Source organism: Virgibacillus ndiopensis (genome assembly GCF_900187325.1).
Taxonomy (GTDB): Bacteria; Bacillota; Bacilli; order Bacillales; family Amphibacillaceae; genus Virgibacillus_E; species Virgibacillus_E ndiopensis.
On record NZ_FZMZ01000004.1, the window covers coordinates 222383 to 242537 of the forward strand.

At 33.7% G+C, this 20155-nt stretch carries 12 protein-coding genes and 1 pseudogene; 2 read left to right on the forward strand and 11 right to left on the reverse strand.

The window, feature by feature from the left end; genetic code table 11:
* Positions 1-2: 2 nt before the first annotated feature.
* The 4 genes and pseudogenes from CS937_RS03300 to CS937_RS03310 all read right to left on the reverse strand — a co-directional run bounded on the left by CS937_RS03300 (position 3) and on the right by CS937_RS03310 (position 5809).
* Positions 3-1406, reverse strand: coding sequence for a nuclease domain-containing protein (locus CS937_RS03300; RefSeq protein WP_342748188.1), 1404 nt, complete (start codon positions 1404-1406; stop codon positions 3-5).
* On the reverse strand, positions 1403-1888 hold the full coding sequence (locus CS937_RS19875; RefSeq protein WP_342748189.1) for a DUF2357 domain-containing protein: 486 nt from the start codon (positions 1886-1888) through the stop codon (positions 1403-1405). The genes CS937_RS03300 and CS937_RS19875 overlap by 4 nt, the downstream gene beginning before the upstream one ends.
* Positions 1860-3932 (reverse strand): annotated as a pseudogene (locus CS937_RS19935) (McrB family protein). The gene CS937_RS19875 and the pseudogene CS937_RS19935 overlap by 29 nt, the downstream one beginning before the upstream one ends.
* A gap of 152 nt (positions 3933-4084) precedes the next feature.
* Positions 4085-5809 carry a hypothetical protein gene (locus tag CS937_RS03310; RefSeq protein WP_099157055.1) on the reverse strand — a complete coding sequence of 575 codons (1725 nt, stop codon included), beginning with the start codon at positions 5807-5809 and terminating at the stop codon, positions 4085-4087.
* 118 nt (positions 5810-5927) lie between these two features.
* Here CS937_RS03310 and CS937_RS03315 point away from each other — a divergent pair, with 118 nt between their 5' ends.
* On the forward strand, positions 5928-7175 hold the full coding sequence (locus CS937_RS03315) for a DNA cytosine methyltransferase (RefSeq protein ID WP_099157056.1): 1248 nt from the start codon (positions 5928-5930) through the stop codon (positions 7173-7175).
* Between the two features lie 611 nt (positions 7176-7786).
* Positions 7787-8908: a DUF3800 domain-containing protein gene (locus CS937_RS03320; protein WP_099157057.1), complete on the forward strand. Its 1122-nt coding sequence runs from the start codon at positions 7787-7789 to the stop codon at positions 8906-8908.
* A 421-nt stretch (positions 8909-9329) separates the two neighbouring features.
* Here the strand turns inward: CS937_RS03320 and istB are convergent, their stop codons facing one another.
* The 7 genes from istB to CS937_RS03350 form a co-directional block, all read right to left on the reverse strand.
* Positions 9330-10097: an IS21-like element helper ATPase IstB gene (istB, locus tag CS937_RS03325; protein WP_099157058.1), complete on the reverse strand. Its 768-nt coding sequence runs from the start codon at positions 10095-10097 to the stop codon at positions 9330-9332.
* Between the two features lies 1 nt (position 10098).
* Positions 10099-11631 carry an IS21 family transposase gene (istA, locus tag CS937_RS03330; RefSeq protein WP_141554321.1) on the reverse strand — a complete coding sequence of 511 codons (1533 nt, stop codon included), beginning with the start codon at positions 11629-11631 and terminating at the stop codon, positions 10099-10101.
* Positions 11632-12111: 480 nt separating this feature from the next.
* A complete protein-coding gene (locus CS937_RS03335; protein ID WP_099157060.1) occupies positions 12112-12564 on the reverse strand; it encodes a hypothetical protein in 453 nt (150 codons plus the stop codon).
* A gap of 3 nt (positions 12565-12567) precedes the next feature.
* Positions 12568-14595 (reverse strand): AAA family ATPase, encoded by a 2028-nt coding sequence (locus CS937_RS03340; RefSeq protein ID WP_099157061.1) that lies wholly within the window; start codon positions 14593-14595, stop codon positions 12568-12570.
* A complete protein-coding gene (locus tag CS937_RS19330) occupies positions 14592-14765 on the reverse strand; it encodes a hypothetical protein (protein ID WP_176555732.1) in 174 nt (57 codons plus the stop codon). Before CS937_RS19330 ends, CS937_RS03340 begins: the two co-directional genes overlap by 4 nt.
* On the reverse strand, positions 14731-16791 hold the full coding sequence (locus CS937_RS03345; RefSeq protein ID WP_099157062.1) for a DEAD/DEAH box helicase family protein: 2061 nt from the start codon (positions 16789-16791) through the stop codon (positions 14731-14733). Before CS937_RS03345 ends, CS937_RS19330 begins: the two co-directional genes overlap by 35 nt.
* A gap of 8 nt (positions 16792-16799) precedes the next feature.
* On the reverse strand, positions 16800-20045 hold the full coding sequence (locus CS937_RS03350) for a sigma factor-like helix-turn-helix DNA-binding protein (protein ID WP_099157063.1): 3246 nt from the start codon (positions 20043-20045) through the stop codon (positions 16800-16802).
* Between the last annotated feature and the right edge of the window lie 110 nt (positions 20046-20155).

Below are 20155 nucleotides of genomic sequence, written 5' to 3' on the forward strand. Positions count from 1 at the left end.
TTCTATTTATCTTCCCAATTAACCTTTAGCATATTTACTAATAAATGAAAAATCCGGGAAGGATTCTTATTCAATTGATCAAACGATATTGTTTCTATATTTTTGTTAGCATGAAAATGTACACTACTTTGCGTTCTATCCATATGAACTTTCATGCCTGTAAGTCGATATTCCTTAATTTGAGTTGCACTATCCACATGTATATGGTCTAAACCAGTATTAATTTGATCAGAAACTCTACGTAACGTCTTCCACACAATTTTTTCCTCTTTAGACTTCATAAACAATTCCGGAAGTTCCGCTGCTTGCTTAATATTCGCTAAAGTAGTCATAAAGGAATTAGCTACACCATAGTTTACTGGTTTAATCGGATTATGTAGATTGGTCCAAACTTCTATTTTAAATAAAACATCGTCATTTGCCTTGTTCAGTATAACATCTGTAATTCTCCCATATACCAAAACGCCATTTTCATTAGCAATACCTTTTTTAACATACAGTGCTATATACTTTGCCTCTTGCCAGCCTCTTTTAACTCTTTCAACGGGGATGGTATAATATTTTTCTTTTATAAATTGCTTATAGTCCTCTGCGGTTGATACTAGCCCGACAAGGACAGATTCTTCAAGGGATGACCCCCACTCTTCCATGGTTCCCTGTGGTAAAATACCTTCTTCCTGTAATTCTTCCGGTCCCATTTCTACTAATCTTTTAATAAAGTTTTCTACCATAATGGTCGTATTCGGCAAAAATGGGAATGCTCCAACATTTACCTTATCAATACTCTTATAAAAGTGATGATTTTGGTATATGTTTTCATTCTTCCATGGAAATAAAACATATGCTCCAAACGCTGTTCTTTCATATGGTCCATTGTTTTCTGCGACGATCGCATCACGATAGCGATGCATCGTATTGATATCGTCTTCCATCGGTCCGGGCGTTTGATACAAATTTTTATAATAGCTACCATCTTGCGCATAATCCACCCGATATTTTGCATCAAAAATATAGTTGAATGTATACTCCTTGCCTTTTTTCTCTATGCTCAGCATTGTGTCCGGCTTCTGGGTAACGGTTGGTAATCTACCTTCACGCTTCTGGTAACGTAACACAATCTTTTCACTTGTAACTGGATGTGAATAAATTCTTTTAGCCGTACGGTTTGCTTCTAAATTAACGAATAGACCTTGACGACTTACTTGTACGATATCTTGGCTGATTAGGTTATAATTTTTATCCAAAATCTGTCCCAGCTTAAGAAATGTCCAATATTCGTATAATGTTGCTACATCTTTCAATGACAGCTGATATAGCTTACCTTGAAGAACTAAGCCTTTCGAAACGGTTAAATAGATTTGAAATGCCTTCCGATAACCTGGAGCCATTTGTAAAACTAAACTCATAACCGCTTCGAAGGAAAAATTTCAAGTGTTACTTCTAATAGTGTTTCATCATTATTTCTAATTTCAAAAGTGGTCAAACCAACCTCATTTTGAAATTGTAGATTACCCATCAACATTACTTGATTACCGACCTGTACAGAGTCAATAGCTTCCCTTAACAATGGATGCTCATGGTGAAATGTTAACACCTTATCATTTTTCGGAACGACGATTAATTGATATACTCCATTCTCAAAGAAAATAGGTCTTACATTAGTTTGTTCTCCTAGGTAATTTTCGTTTACATCGTACACTTTTATATCCTCAATGTCCGAACCATGGACACTAAATTCCATCACATCATGATAGTCCAACATACGATATTGCTTTAACCCCTCATACCTTTTGTGATAAGGCTTCCCTTTTAGAATTAGCGATAAATCATTTGTTTCAATTTGTACTAATTCAACTTCCTCACGAGATCCAGTAGGAGGTAAACCCATCTCTTAGCCTCCTCAACATTTCTACAACCTTTGCTACACTTAAAGGATATTTTGCACTAGCTAGATCCATTTCTGTCAAATCCTCATCAAATTGTTTATTTGTAAAAATTACATACAATTCACGTAATACTTGATCAACTCTTGAATCACTTCCTGCTATTCGCGGTAAAATTTTCTGTAAAATAGCATGATCAAATGCTTGATCAAAAGGTAGCAGTCCATCTTCGTTATTGTATGCCATTTAAAAACAAATCTCGTCCCGAACGCGATACCCTACTTGTGCGTGATCCCTCTGTAAAGCAGTGTTCATTCGAATAAGTTCTTTCGTTACATCCTCAATTAATTTTGGATAGACTGAATAAACATCCTTTAAATGCAAATACTTCGACGCAAATCTTTTATAAGGTCCTTCCATAGCAGCTACTTCTTTACTTTCCTTTAAGAAGTCTAAATGTCCAAGTTCCACCCGATTAAATTCGATCGTATTAGCGCGATCTAACACTTTTTTACTAAATGGATGTGTTGTTTCATCCATGTTTACCGTTCCGATTATATAGAGATTATTCGGTAATTTGATGTTCTCTCCAGCTGTTTCCTCCTTTGTTAACAAATGTGATGAAACAATTTTTCCATCTTCCCATTTCCGGCTTTCCATTACAGATAATATATCACTGAAATAATACTCCACCCGCGCAAGATTCATTTCATCCAATAAAACAAAAAATGGCAATTCAGGATTCAGTTCTGCCTGCTTGATGACTTTCGTTAATGGACCTTCTTTGAAATCACCCTTTATGTCAACATACCCGAGTAAATCTGACCCATCACTCCAGTCCGGTCTGATTGGGATAAGCGAAAACCGACCATTCTCCTCTGTTGCTCCAACACTTTCCGCAAACCATTGAACAATCTTAGTTTTTCCTGTTCCGGAAATCCCTGAAAGAATTACAAATGGTTTTGTCTTAAGAGATAAATAGAGATTCATTACTTCCTTTTTCTCAAAGTAAAAACCTTTTGAAGCTATGTAATTATGTATATGATCAACTATTTCTTTATTGGATATGTATGGGTTTTCCCCTTCACTAGCAATCTCTTTTTGATGGGATGGCTTGTACTCTACCATTTTTGTTCTCACCTCTGTTGGGAAACGCTTAGAAAACTGCTGAAATAATTTAAATGCAAATTTATCAGATATCTTGTAAAAATATCCTTGATTTAGATCTCCTTTTATATTAAAAGGTGGTTTCTCATTTAACCTCCATTGAATAGGTATTTCTTCTTTTTTTATATCAGTTTTTAAATCAAAATAAGATAGCTCAACTTTGTATCCATCCTTTTGTGATTCTTCCTTATCAATTTCAGAAGGTATTTTTGCCTCAATTGCGGTGGCTCTTACTATACCTACAGATAATATTTTAGGTGTAGAGTAACAAAAGACTATATCTCCTATTTTTGCATCTAGTAAATTTGTATGATGACCATATTTCCTTCCACCTTTACTTTGTTGCGGTGCCCAAAGGTACTCCCCTTCTTTCTGCTGACGATGTGTTTCCCTCTGGTTCACCCACCAAAAAGACGGAACCTTGTGTTGATTCCTTTTTGTTCGAAATGCTAGTTTATATACAAAAGGTTCATCAGTTTGGTAAAAGTCAATGTATTCTGCTTCGCTATTAGGAGTAAATACAGGTTTTTTTGATTTTTCTTCACGGTGTTCTTGAAAGTAGTTATAGGAGTTGAAAAAGGTCTCTCTTAGTAATTCCTTTAAATCATTGTTTTGTGTATATCTTAATTGCAAAGATCCTTTCTTAAAGTCATTCCTTTTCAAAAAAACTAGCTTCGCCTGATATGTCACACCATCAAATAATAATTTTACAGATACCTCTTCGCCCACACTTAAGGTAGCATTTCCATTAGCTTTTGCAAAATCTTCATGAAACTCAATAGGTATTTGTGACCCATATTCAAATATAGACCAATCTACTTTTTTACTTCCAATTAAATTTGCAGTCTCATCTTTTGACCAACTTCTCACTTGTTTTATCATTTTCTTATCACCATCACAATCTGTAATTATGATTTTATCTTTTTACGAGAACAGACCGAACAAGTCTACTAGAATTATTTTTATCACTTCTTTTTACACGCTTTCAAAGTTCAATTAAGATACTTGCATAATTTATAATTAATTTTTCTGGTCTAACAATCAATTTTTACTTGGCATGCAAGTTTTATTGATGACCATCCCTTGGATTGATTAGCACTAAATTTTACTCTTAACGTCAATTGTTCTATATTGTCATTCCAATATAAAGTAGTGTTTATAGTAGTAGGAAACTTGGGAACCACGATAACATTACTATCCACTTTACCATGCTCAAGAAGAACACTCTCATTATGAGTATAGAAAGAGATCAGTAATGCTACATCCCCTAATAATGCTTGTATACCTTTTTTTAATTCAAGTTGACTTGCCTTACTTAACTTTAATCCCAGTTCATTTGACACTTCCTCCAAACTTTGCTGATGATCAATTTGGTTCTTTTGAAACTCCTCTTTTACAACATTAATTTTCTCTTTCATACTTCCAATTCCGAAATATTGATCGCCTAATATCGTCCCTATCCCGGGGTTTTTTGAAACCAGTGTATTGGTTTTTTTCGCAAGTGCTTTTATCGAAAATCGTTCTTCTTCTAGTCTTCCATTTACAGAAATTATTAATTTTATATCACTTGTATCTAATCTATTCTTGATATAACTATCAGGAACTAATTGAATACTTACAATTGAGTACAAGCTGTATTTCTTCCCTAAATATTCCACTAGGTCTTTATAAACTTCTCTTGAAGTTTTAATGATATCTTTTATCGTTTGTTGAGGTACCAAATATGCATATCTTTTAAACACTTCTTTATACTCTACTTTATCTACTTGATAACAACTAGTATTCTCTTTCAGAATACTATAATAAACGATTGCTTCATTACACTTTCCAATTGCATTGCTCTTATTCTTATCTTCTAACATTTGGTGATTTGCTAACAGTTTTTCAAACTCAATTATATTAGAAAGATTCTCATCTTTATCATCGACTCTTGTTTCATGTATATCATAACTCGTAGCTAATTTAATTGACGAAGATGGACCACTTTCAAACTTAAAACGAAGCAATAGTGAAGTGCTGCCCACTCTAATGCCTAAGGAGTTCTGTCCCACCTTATATACCGATAGCTTACCATCTTCTAAATGAAATTTAAGTTCTTCTACGCCCAAACACTTGTTCTCTTGTTTATACCGTGTTATAATATTAGTAGATTCAGTAAGTAATAGCTTATTAAATGCATGGTTTATCTTATCTTTATTATCATTAAACTGTCTTCTTAACAATTCAAAACAATATTCTCTCAAGTAATATAAAAAATTATTTTTGTACTCTATGATTTCCTGTGTAAATTTTTTATAATAAAGTCTTATTCTTTTTTTTATGTCTGCTTTTTTTAAATAAGGATTAACAGTTTCCTTAATTTTTAATAACTCTTTTAAAAAAGTCATATAATTTTTCTCAAAAAATTCATTGAATTTTTCTTGCAGATCAGTTGATAAAAAATATTTTTCTAGAAAACTTAGTGCTCCCAAATTTTTAGGCTGAATTCTCCCATTTCCTTTAATGAAAAATAAATTTATTGGTATATACTTACCTTCACTTGTTTCCAGAGTTAAATCAGGATACTGATCTGGTTCGGGAAAATCAAATTTGGATTTAATTCTTATTATACTAGGGAATAAATCTAGAATATATTGTCCAGTTTTTCTTGTAGTTTCTTGTGGATAACCGATTATCTTATTTGATAGGTTTACTCTATGTTTTAAATAAGATGCGACCTCCTGTACATGTAAGTCTCCTATTTTTCTTGGATTGTTCATTATACCCCCTCCAGATAAGTCCATTTTACCTGTAATAGCCTAAAAATTAAATGATTTTTCATGATGTTATATTTGCTTATTCCATGTTAAAATAATATTCTACTAGAGGTGATACAAATTGAAGATCAAAGAACGAGGACGTGCTAAATATAGACCGCTAAAAAATTATGAGGTTTCTGAAGTTAAACGAGTACTTCTTGAAAAAATTGCAGAAGAACAAGCGGAAATTCAAAAGTTAAAAGAAGATGAAAAAATAGATACTATTCAATATATAGATAACAAGTTAAATGTAGTTAGTTTATTCTCTGGTTGCGGGGGATTAGATTTAGGAGTAGAATTCGCAGGTTTAGATGCTACAATTGGAGAAGCAAACACAAACAGATTAAAAAACAATTACAATCAGTTTATAAAATATCGTTATAAGAGCTTATTTCATACTATTTGTTCTATCGACCTTTTTAAAGAAGCTAATCAGACATATCACTGCAATTTTCCTGATTCAATTGTACAAATAGAAAAGGATATTAGAAAAATCAAAAGTTTTCCAGTTGGAGATATCGTCCTTGGTGGTTTTCCTTGTCCCGGATTTAGTGAAGCAGGTCCTAGATTAATCGATGATGAACGTAACTTCCTTTACATACATTTTATACGTAGTTTAATTCAGACTCAGCCACTGTTTTTTATAGCTGAAAATGTTAAAGGACTTTTAACTCTAGGAAAAGGTGAAGTGCTTAAGCAAATCATTCAAGATTTTGAAACAGCAGGTTATAAAGTCAAATTTAAACTAGTAAACGCCCGTGATTTTGGAGTACCTCAGAACAGGGAAAGGGTATTTATTGTCGGTGTTAGGAAGGATATAGATTTTGAATACAACTTCCCCGATCCTACACATGGAATGGATAATCATCTCTTGAACTTTAGAACTTTAAAAGACTCTATTGGCGATTTAGAAGAAGATCCTGGCGAGTGGTATGAAGGGAACTTTTCTTCAATATATCTATCTAGGAACCGGAAGAAGAACTGGGATGATCAAAGTTTTACAATTCAGGCATCAGGTAGACAGGCACCTCTCCACCCTAGCGGTGAGCCAATGAGAAAAACTGGTAAAGATCAATGGGAACTTCCTGGAGGGTTAAGTCAGCACCGCAGATTGTCTACTAGAGAAATTGCTAGAATCCAGACTTTCCCTGACTGGTTTAAATTTTCTCATGGTCTTAGTGATAATATTAGTAAGAATGGCAGGTTAAATAAAGTTTATAAACAGATTGGTAACGCTGTACCAGTTGACTTAGCAAGGGCTATAGCACGCCCAATAGCTGAATGGGTTATTAAAAATTATAGTGAAAAGACTTACTTAAGGGTTTAAAATTTCCCAGATACAATGTAAATGTAATCCCCACCCATATTCAGGATGGGGATTTTCTATTTGTCGAAGCGCATTTGTGTAATTAACCGTAATATGCAAATATGTAAATAAATTAATTTAATAGGAACTACTGAATTGGATACCCGACTTGGAAAAAAATTAAGGAAAGGTAATAGGGTGCTAATGAAAATATTAAGATTAAATATCAATAATTTTGTATGCTTGAGGTGTAAAGAACCAGAAGGTAAGGTCACAGTGACGCCTTGGAATTTGTCGAATGTTGTTAGCTTCAACAGCGACACAGTTGGTTTGGTTTGTTTTTATTCCCTTTTTTTATAGTTTTGAAGGATTTTGGATTATTTTGTAGAAAGAGAATGGGGTAGATATTTTTCGTTTCTTTATCATCCTTACTTCCTTTTGAACACATAATTGTAGGTGCCAGGCCATTTAACTTATTGCCATAATGGTTATCATTTAGGAAAATCTAAAACGGGCATCATTAAGATATTAGTGCTCGTTTTTAGGCAGATAAAGGATTCAAAATATTTTATAACAAGATCGAGAAGTATGGAGGTAAGCTTACAGAGAGATCGGATGAGGAGGTAGGTAGCATGGATGTAGACCAATATCGAAATATTTGGAGCGCATCATCTGGCATACCATTACTTAATGAAAAGTACAGCTTCTATTATGATGAGACCGGAAACGTTCGCAAGTTTAGACTGACCGATAATGGTGTGAATGCTGAAGAAGGCATTGTTAATGACTTTATTCTCGGTGGTGTGCTGTTTAATGGCAATACCCCCCCGTGTAATTTGGACTTATTATACGATGAACTGAAAATCAATGCTCCAGAAATCAAGTTTAGAACTTTAGCTGGTAGAGGAACTGATTTCTGGACTGCAATAGGCAAGAAACCAATTCAGCAATTCCTTACATGGTTAGAAAGCAGTGGCCTCTATGTCCACTATGCTACCTTAAATAATATGTACTACTCCATCGTGGATATTGTAGATTCGTTATTTGTCACTCAGCCACAGTTCAACTTTGGACCTGAATGGTTACAAGTTCTGAAGGCAAGATGGCATAGATTTGTCGTAGCCCATTTAGATGAAATCTTGACTATATTTTATAGATACGATTATCCGAGTTTAGTGAAAGCTGATATTAAGGACTTTTGCTATGAACTTAGCGATTTTATCCAGTCATATGATGATGACGACTTCTATTTAGAAAACTTCCGGCAGTTACTTAAAGAGAATGGACGTAGAGGAGAACTGTTTTTCATTGAAGATAACACACCAGGTTTATTAGTTGAGGAATACTCAAGTTTAAGAACCGGGCGGTGCGCATTATATAAAGATTCCATCCATTATTTTGATGAAGAAGCAGAGGCAGAATCGTCATTAGAGGTTATACCTTTCACTATGAATGGCGGGAAACTAGACAATTATAAATTCATTGATTCCAAAACAGAACGATTAATTCAAGTTTCTGATGTTTGGGTAGGTCTGCTCGGAAAGTTATTTTTCATTTTAGATGAATCAACACCAGACTCAATCAAGAGCATAATGGAATCGCTTACTGAAGAACAGAAAGAATGTGTTCGGATAATAAACTACTTAATCGATAGTGCTGAAAGTCTTAACAGAGCATTAATTCAGAACGTAAACAGTATTGAGATGGTTCAGCATAGAGGATCTCTGTTAGCATTGATGGATGAGTTGGTATGATTACTTGAGAATAAATGCAAAAGATCATTTGCCTGAGATGGATTTCTCTCAAGATCCAAAGGACAAAGTGCCTGTCACGCCCCGAAATATGCCGAAAAATCTTGTATTAGGAAATGTTCCATAACAGATTGTAAGAATAAAAAGAGAGAGCGCCATTAAAGAAGGTGCTCTTTCTTGTTATATACATTGATTTTAAAAATATGCTTTACTTATAAAAGAACATATTAGCTCTCTAACATTTTTTTCTTTTGTTAAAAACCTCAATTTACATCATTAAAACTTTCTATTAAGGCTTAAACATGGATCGAGTGTTGGTCGCAGACACTTTTGATATAGAGGTGTTTACCCCTATTTCTATTTAAAATATTTATTTAGCAAGAGCACCTGTATTTCGCAAGTGAAAAGTGAACCATATCGCAATTTAATTTAGAGCCACTTGATCATTATTATTTCTTATCCATTCTTCTGTTTCTTTCATTCGATAAGATGTACCACTCATGTTTAAAACATGGGATTTATGTGTTAACCGATCCGTTAAGGCTGCGGTTAGTACGGGATCATGAAAAATCTCTTGCCACTTTAAAAAGGATAAATTACTAGTAATAATCGTGGATTTTCTGTCAGCACGTAGCGATAAATGTGAAAATAATAATTCAGCTCCTTCTTTATCAAAAGAAATGTAGCCAAGTTCATCTAAAATGACAAGATCATACTTTTCAAACTTTAACTCGAATGACCGTAACGTGCGTTCTGAGCGATGCTCCTTTAATTGATTAATAAAAGAGGGAACTGTTGCGAAAAACACACGATATCCGGCTAAACATGCTTCCATCCCTAATCCAATAGCTAGATGGGATTTTCCCGTTCCGGGAGGGCCTGTTAAAATCACATTTTGACCCTCCTGAATAAAGGATAATGTCTTTAATTGTGGTAACTTCTGTCTTGCCTGTTCTGGTAATGCTTCTTCTATTAATTCTTCTAATAACTTCTTCTGTGGAAAATTCGCAGCTCGAATTCGGTTTTGTTTTGCACGAACCATGCGATCTTCTTTTTCCTGTGTTAAGACTTGTAGTAATACATCATAAGCTTGTTTCGGTTGCTTGAATGCACTTTGGTCCTGAACCATTTTGCGAATCGTTGGTAATCTTAATTCTTTACATAGTTGAATAAGTTGCGTTTGTGGATCCATATTACATTACTCCTTTTTCTGTCATATAAAATAGTTTTTGATAGGCATGTAAATTAGATTCAGCTTGCTTCGTTATATCATCTTGCGCATCCACCATAGGTTCCTCCTCCGTAAGTTCACAGATGAATTGGATTCGATCTAGTGAAACATAATCGGATCGCACTTTTTTCAATTGATGGATAGCCTTTAATACGTCCTGAAGGTTATTATTTTCCTTTATATAATGGAGTAATGCTATGAATTCTTTCTCTTTTCCGATATAATATAGGTGATAGATATTTTTTATATGAGTTGGTGCCTGTTTCAAACATTGACTTTGGATCATGGCACCTTTTTTCTTTTCAAATGTTCGTAAATAGTGATAGATATCCATTTCCCATTGGTGAAGACCCCAATTCCGGGAATGTGTTGCTACGTATTCTCCATCAATAAATAACCGAATATGCTCTGCTCCTACTTTAGCTCGTATATATTTTCCTACATGTCCCTCTGGGACAGAATAATGATTCTGTTTGAGGACCACGGTACTATATTTATCTACGCGGCATTCTATTAGTTCTGCCATATCAAATGGTTGAATGGGTGTTGCTCCGATTACTTCTTTTTCCTTCTTCATTAAGTCCACATGTTTTAACTTATGTTCATGATGCAATCGTTGATTAAGGCTTTCTAAAACGGTTATTAAGTACTGATTGGCTTCTTTGATATGTTGAAACTTATATACGGAGGAAAAAGCTTTTCGTCGAACGAACTCTACACTCCTTTCTACATGTCCTTTTTCATTTCCTTTTCTTATTTCACATAGCCGGATACGAAATTGATAATAGTCCGCTAGTTGTTTTATTGGTTCGGTGATGGTCTTTTCATTACCTACAAATGATTTGACGACTGTTCGCATATTATCATATGTAAAAACCTCTGGAATAAAGCCCAAGTGGTCTACTAATTTGGTATGAACATCCAAAACACATATTTGTGTTTCTGACTCATATAACCTGGCGAACCGATAATTACTATAAGGCAAGGTGAAAACAGCTAAGGAAAAACTTTTTATTCTCCCTTGTATTTCTAATTTCACTTCCCCCCAATCAAATTCAATCTCTGCACCTGGTTCACAATACTTACGAATAAACACTTCCTTCTTCTTCATTATTTCTTTATTCACATAGTTCCTTACTGTGGTATAGCTAATGTTGTACCCTTTATCTAATAAAGCATCATGCATATCAATGATTTTCATTTGTTGCTTTGCCATGTAATGTTGTTGTTTCCATTGATTCTCCGCAATATATTGTTGTAATAATTTCTGGATTTCTTTAGTTAATACTCTCTTTGGGCTAATCCTTGGTTTATAGCTAGGTGCACTTATAATATTTTCAGGTATGGGCAATTTCCGTAGGTCTTGTTGCTTACTCTCCTCAAATGCTTTGATATATTTTCTCACCGTATTTCTAGAAGCCTTTAATTCTTTCGCAATACTTCGTTGGCTCTCGCCACCTAAATATCTTTTTAATATTTCCTGTTTCTTGTTCAAGGTGATCACTCCTAAAATTCCCCCTAATATTTTCATAGAATATTAGGATTATTTTCTATTAGAGTGGCTCTATTTTCAATTAATAATGTGGCTCACTTTTAAGTTACCATATACAAGCACCTGATTGTGATAGATTTACTGAATAGTATTTGTCTACTACGCAATACTAGGATAAATCTATCGCAGGAGTAACATTAATTACACAAAATTATTAAGTTGTAAGCGTCTGTAATTTACTGGTAAAAAGTATGGCAATGATGGTAAAATTCATTGGCCGTAATCAAAAATTGCTTATATCCGTTGTATTTTGAAAAATTCGCGACGAATACACGTGCTTGCTATATGTCATACAAATGAGGAGGAATCTTCCCGACAACCGTAGAATGTCGAAAGCTTACCCATTTTCCGATATTTACTTCAGTCTCTAAGTAGATCTTTTGTCATGATGATTACTGCCAAAATGTAGATGCTGTTGTATTATTAAAATGGTACTTCTTTAGTATCGAAATAAATATACCCAAGAATATCTATTTCATATTCCGTATAATTTTGATCTAATTTATTGCCATCCCAACAATTACCGAAAACTTCTTCGATGAGTATTTCAATACCGCCTTCAGCATATTCCTCTAATCGTCTTTTTGCTTTTCTCCGGAATTCAGAGTCATCAAATTGCTCAATGCTTTTTCCAATCTCTGGATCTGCTAGGATAATAGAATATGCAGTAGCTCTTTGATTTGAGTTAAGATAGTTTGATCGGAATTCTCTACCTCGATTTTCAATTGGAGTTTTTCTGTTATTTTTAAATCCGATGCTTGCACAGATACTAAACAAATCCTGATATTTAATATCAAATTTGCTATTAAGATGTATATAGATTTCTTGATGTTTTTCACTCGTAAAGAAAAGGATTTGATCCAATAAAAAGTCCATGATTTACCCCCTAGTCGCCATAGAATCCTGAAGGTCCAGTTCAACGATTTCAGAATATCCATTTTTAATTTGGTCCAATTTATACCATTTGCCTAATTTTCCTGTCGCTTTGAATTGCATTTCTTCTGTTCTGGATAATTCCGTATCCGTCAATAGAAGAATCCACTGGGAAGATAGTTGTGGGATGTTTTCAATTAATTGATCCCTGTTTGTTCCACTAATTCTACCAAATGGCGTATCCATAAACAGTGGGAAAGAGATATCTGCGTAATCCCCAGCGGCAACCTTTGCCAAAGCAGTAATAAATGATAATGCTACCACTTGTCTTTGACCTTGGGAAATATCCTGCGTAATATTTACTTGATCCCAGCCAATGATTTCAATTTCATATTTTTCATTAATATCAATTTTGCTGATAAGGTCTTTATCCTTACTATCAATTAAGATTTTAAAAATAGCTGTAGCTTCCTCCATCAATTTATGACGCATATTATCACTATACTCGATAAAGACCTTTTCAAATTCGTTCTTTAAATCTTCAATATATTGAAGAACCTTAGCATCTACTTTTAAGCTTTCATTTTGGCGTAGTAGACGACTAAATTCCTTTTCTTTCGCTTTCTTTTTATTTTCTATTTCACTGATTTGGTCTTTCATCTTAGCAATATCAAGTTTAAAATTCTCTAAGTCTTGTTTCTTTTGTTTTAAAGTTGATTCCAAATAACTTAGATTTTCTTGTTCTTGTGCCTTGTCAGCAATGTCTGCCTGGAATGCTTCAAGCTGTCGATCTACTGCAGCAATATTATTTTTAATTCCTCTGAATTCCTTTAAATTCGTATCAATGGTATGAATAATTTCTTCCTCACTAATCTGAAAGTCATGTACCATGGAAGTAATTAAAGAAATAAGAGGAGTTAAGTTAGAGCGCTTGAAATTATCCTTTAAAAATTCCACATTTCTTAAATGGTCTGGATTTTTCCTAAGGTCTGTCCCACAACAAGCACAGATCAAATCATTCAATGATTTTTCAATCACTTCAATTGGAATCAAATCTTTTTGATCGACAAGCACCTGATCGAGATAGTTTTTTACAGAATAATAGGTATCCTTCAAGATCAGGTTTGAACCATTGGCTATTAGAACATTTTTCATTTCATCTTTCTTTGCTTTTAATAATCTTTGCTCGTACGTTTTCTTTTCTTGTGTTTCTTTATATCTTTCCTGGATTTTCTTCACATCTTCATTTTCCGAAAGTTTTGTTTCAATTTCGGTAATTTCCTGTGTACCTGCCTGAATATTGGAATCCTTCACGGCGATTTTCTCTTCCAAATCTGTAATTTTGTTGGATAAGTTCTCAATTTCATTTTGCTTTTGATTTAAATCCAGGCTTTTCGAATCCTGCAAAAGCCTGCGCTTTTCCGAAGAATGAAGCTTATTTAACAGGTTGATTGATGATTCCAGTTTGTCAATGTGCAATAATTTAACAATACCATTTTTTACTTCTTCTTTTACGCTCTTATCTGTTTTTGCTAGTGTTTCAATTTTTTCTGCGTCAAATAAGAAAAAGTCTTTTATGCTTTCGTGAAGAATGTCATTGATGATGCGTTGGACTTCTACTTCGTCAGTAATTGAATCAGGACTGAAATTGCCAGTTTCATCGGTAATGAAGAATTCCACATTGCTCATGCGTTCTTTAATGTTGTTTCCAACCATTACTCCTATAATCCTTCGATGTAATTCATATGTTTTTCCTTTGGATTCAAATTGAAGACAGACTTCCGTTTCTACAGGCATATTTTTTGATTCTTCCAAAGCGATAAAGTTAACTAGATGCAATTCTTCCTTGGGATTATCCTGTTCTATATGGATGTTTCCGTATAAACCAAACATAAGTGCTCGGAATATACCTGTTTTCCCTTTTCCGTTTTCTCCAAATATGATCGTAATATTTTGGTCTCCTGACGCAAATTCAATTACTTGTTCGCCATAGAATTGTCTAAAGTTTTTCATTGATATTTTTTTTAATTTCATTTATTTAAGTCCTCCAACACTATTTCTCTTATTTCCTGCCTTATGCGATCTTCAATCTGTGTATTGGATAGATTTCCACCTTCAATATCTTTTATGAGCAGTTTAGCTAACCTAGAAAGATGTTCAGGAAATTCATTAATTTTTTGGTCTAATTCCTTCGTTGTTTTCATAGTTATCCTCCATTTGCTGGAATTCTTTGTATACTTCCCATGGTAATTTGTCCATTAAATATTCTAGATGATAAGGTTCTAGATATTTACCAATTTCTTGTCGTGCATTATAGTTATTAATCGCAAATCGTGAAAACTCGGAAAAACGGGGGAGTTCTTTCGATGCGATGGATTTATACATTTGATCATTGGCCAGGCTTGGTAGAACGATAAAGTCATAGATTCTTGCAATATTTTTATTTGGATGGGATCTTAAAATTCTACCTCTTCTCTGCACAAATTCTCTAGGGTTCGAAGTACTTGCAAGAAAGTATGCTTCTTTTGTGCTTGGTACATCGACTCCTTCATCTAAACATTTAATGGCTACTAAGATTTGAATAGTGCCTCGATCAAAGGCTTCTAATATTTTCATCCGCTCATCCAGCTGGACCTCAGAGTCGAACCGGTGTACACGATAACCTAAATCAGCAAAGTTTTTCGTTATGATTTCTATTTCTCCTGGTGCACAGTACACTAATGCATGGGATACATTTTCCCGCTCTTTTTCTTCAAATATAGAAAAAAGCAATTCTTTCTTGTTTTCCGCTTTGCTGATAATTAAGCTTCTTTTCCGATTGACTTCACTTATTTCATCTTTATTTGCTTTTTCATCACCATATAAATGAATTAACCGTTTCGTGAGCTGTTCATAGCGATGCAGCTCATCATCATTAAATTCTGCATGTATCGGATGATAACTGTATTCTGTAAGAGCCCCATTTTGAATAGCTGTTTTCATATCATACTCATACACAGCAGGTCCAAAGAAAGATTCAATGTATTCTGTTCCAGCATCATCCCACCAACGCTGTGGCGTAGCGGAAAGACCTACTTTTGCTTCCATATTTCCTAATTTATTTTTACGAAGACTTTTGACTCCAAAATAATGGCACTCATCGGCAATTAAAAAAGATTCTCTCCTAATTTTAGATATTAGATCATTAAATTCAACAGAAGCTGCTGAGCGATACGTCGTTATTGCCACATGCTGATCTATAACTCCTAAATTAAAATCTCGAACATCGGTCTGTAACTGATTAGTCCATGATTTCTTGGAACCAAAGCATTTTGTAATATGTTCAAATCCCATCATTTCACAGTTTTCAATCCATTGTTCTACTAAATGGGTAAAAGGAACCAGTATGACTAAGAAGATTCGCCCTCGTTCTTTTAGAAATGCCTTTGAAATAAGAAGGCTGGTAATAGTTTTTCCCGTACCAGTTGCCATCTCTAATATACCGTGCCAATTGTTATTTTTTACTGCCATAATGGCTTCTTCCTGGTATGGCCTTGGTTTAATTTGATTCGATTTTGATGACATTGGCTCAGACCCTTTTCTATAACTTGATAATTTTTCTTTAATAATATTAGGAATCTCAATGACGGAAAGACCGGGAGTGGAATCATTCCAAAGACCCTCAAAGTCTTGTTGCATGTCAATGATTCGTTCCATGTCATGCTGTTTAAAAAAGACATCTATCTTTTCAAAATTATCCCGGATTCCACCTGCCGTTTCGTTAGAGGAACCAGAGAAAGCAACGCGATTTCCTTTTTCATCATAGAAAATACCAAATTTCTCATGATAAATACTATTATTTTTCGTAAAGGCAATCTTAATTTCCAATTTACCTTTATAAATTAACCAAGCGAGGGTGTTAAACGCATCTTCTTGAATCATTTTACTGCTCATTTCCAATTCTCTTAACATGGACTCGATAATGACATCATCTTTTGCTTTATAGCCAAATTCGATCGCTTCGACATCCTCTTTCTTTAAATGTGGATTGGCAATAATTCTAATGGCCCCATTTTTTCCCAAAAAGTATTCAAGTCCATCTGCAAGGATACTTAAACTGTTACTTGTGAAATAGCCGACGGCACGATCGTATTTTACTGCTTCCCGTAAGCATTTTTGATAAAAGTCCATATGGATTTTGTCATGAGAAGACCGGTATTTATATTTTAAGTCTAAATCCTGTAATGACATCACTTCACCTACTTTAACTTGACGATTCCGATTTCATCTACTTGGATTAAATTTGATTTACTTCTAATTTCATAAGGGAGTGTTTTTCCATAGTCTTTTTTTCGTAACAAGCCTTTATCTGCCAGAAAATGGTATACTGCTGTTTCATGCATGTTTCCATTATAGCGATCTTTTAAAATAGAATAAGTAAGTTCATCAAATGATTTAATCGTACTTGATTCAGGTACTAGAATAATCATGTCATACCGATAATCATTGTGAATTTTTTCTATTTGACGATAGCCGTTTTTAACCAAAATACTTTTTAATAAGAAAGGGTTCCAACGAAAATCGATAGCTGGAAGTGCACTTCGATATCCTTCTACAGTGTTTAAAGAAATATATTGTTGATTACCCATTTTAACTTCAATAAACTGTATTAAAGTTTGAACTGTCTCTTCTGATATACTGAACTTATCGGATGGGTAATAAACACCTAAATCAATTTCAATGAAATAGTTATTTTCAACAATTCTATCTAAGAAATTCGAAACCATTAAATCTTTATATCCATGCTGTAAAATAAAGGATTGAATCGCACTTCGAGGGGTTTCATCCTTAAAATGATCTACAATGACATCTTCAAAAGTTGTAAATTTACTACCCTCTGTGTATAAGAAATTATGATGTCCTTTGACTGACGGCATCATGTTTTTGACAATAGACGATATTTTAACCGAACTGTTAATATTTTTCTTCTGAATAAGTGGAGCCAATTTTTTATTAAACATCATTTGTTCGTAAATTAAGCTTGAGGTTGTATATCCATTCTTCATATTCGCTTCTACAACCCGAATCAATTCTTCTTTTTCATCATTTGTTAGAAGGGAATCAAAGAGTTTAACCGTATTTTTTTCCCAGGTTACAATTTGGTCAGAAGAAGAAATAGCTAAATCGATTTTATACCTTGGCCATTTCAAAACCATCTCCAATTGATCTTTGGCACAGGTCCGCCCAAGACTTCTTATAGCAGTTATCAATCGGTCTTCAATATTTAATTTATTGTCGCTTTCACGGTAAATATTGAGTGTATTTCCTTTACCAATACTGAAATCTTCATCAAAAAAGTATTTAATTAATGAATATAGATGCAATTTATTATGAATTTGGTTCGCTGTTAATCTATCCTCGAAAGTTTGATAAACTTCCTCAATGTTAATTACCTCTCTAGTTTCAAATTGGTTCATGATATAATCTTTAATTTCATCAACAAGGCTCTGGTTAATCGTTTCTGGTTTAAACCATTGAAAAGTATTTTTATCCACAAGAATAATATTTTCTGACTCCCGAAGCCTGCTTTCAATATATCGTATAGAATCTCCTAGCTGATAATCAAAATGCCTCTCAGCAAGTTCTCTAATAATATCTACTGAAGATTCATCCAGTTTAATCGGCTCATATATATAATATTGAAAAATAAGTTCGATCACATTCGTAATGGTAAGTCTATTAAGTGAATATAATGTTCCAAATTGGTTATATCCATAGTACTCAAGAATAGCTTTGAGATTTAAATCATGGTCTGTTTTTAGAATATCTTCCAGTACATTCTCGTATTCTTTTAAATTGAATGTCTCTGGAAGTTCTTCCATAATGTCCTCTAATTTCGTAATAAAGTTCGCCTTTTTCTCTTCGTCCAGGAAAAATGCATCCAGTTCTTCAGCATAATAAAGAGCGACATTCTTCTCCTTGAATAATTCCAGTATATCCCGGTTATCTTCGCCAATAACATCAAGTAATTCTTCATATGAAATAAACGGTTTATTGTTTAATACCATTGATAGAACTAATTGAAATCTATTTGCTTGAAGAAGCTGAACTATTTTTTTCACTATTTTAGTTTCGAGCTGGCGTACCCTTTCACGAGTGACTCCCAAATGTTGACCAGTTTCTTCAAGTGTATTACCATGAAGAAAACGCATGTTCAAAATGACCAAGTCCCTTTTCGTGAGTTGGGATTTAGCTTTCTTTAAAACCTTTTCCGGACTAGACAATTTTTGAAGCTCATAGGACAGCTGATAGATAATCTTCAGATTGTTAAATTGTTCTAATTCCCGCAGATCTTTCCCCTCTAATTCACTTATTATCATGTTGGTACTAATATCCGTTTCTATTTCAAACGTTTCCAGGAGATCACTAATTTGCGTATTTTTTAAGTATGGATATAAATTTCCTGCTGAGAATAAAGTATTTTCATCTGAATCTAATTCATTGGAAATGGATTGCAACTTCTCTTTCAAACTATCTATTTTTTTCTTTCCTACGCCTGGTAAGCTAGAAAATGTTTTAATATGTTTCTTTTTAATTTCACTAATCTTGTCAATTCCTACATCAGTACAGATCTCTAAAAACTTTTTATATTTATTTTCATAAAATAAATCCTTTATCGTTATACCTGAAACATAGAAATTGTCCGGAGAAATGATATATTCTTCGTCCCAATTGTTTTCTATCCGGTACGAAAAGCCATACGTTTCAAGTTGTTCGAGTACCATTTCATATTTACGTATTCCGACCCCTTTTGAGTTTTTAAATTCATTTAAAAAAGGCATAGTAATGTCTTCCAAGGCGAAGACGTTATTTTTATGGCAATACCTTCGAAACCAGTTATATTTATTCTCTTTAAATATGTCATCAATAATATACGTTCCAGAGTTCCGCTCATTAGAAACGTGATCTGTAATGTTTGTTGTATTAACAGAAAGGTTTGCAGTGTCAACGGGATTTATTTTTGCTTGATCCTGAACTAATTCTAATGAAGTAACAGTAAACCCGGCTAGTCGAAATTCATTTACTAACTCTTTCACATCGATCGATGCATTTATATATTGAAAACACTCAATTGGAACCTGATCGAAGAATAAATCGCTGTCAATCTGAAATCTATGGATAAACCCTGCTAGACCAAGATGTTGAAAGCCAAGACTCTTATAAAGGTCTTTGTTTGAAGAAACGTTAATAAAAGTTGAAAGTTCACAAGAAAAAGAAGGAAGAATGTTATTTGGTATCTCTGTAAAGAATTGAAATCCCCTTAATGTTAATTCATCCGTTACTTTTATAAATTTATCCCTGTCATCTACATACAGTTTTCTTATCGAGTCTAAAGGGAATTTATTACCTTCAACCTTAACAGTTTTGAAAAAACCTCTTAAATTATTACTATGGATGGTTTGTATATCATTAGTATAATTGGGGATTAAAACATAGTTTTTCATGAGGAACCTCCTCGAATTACAGTAATTATTACTTTATAAGTCTATTTACCCATATTATTCTATAGGTCTATATTGTTAGATGTTGAACGTTTTGTCAATCCCTTTCAAAG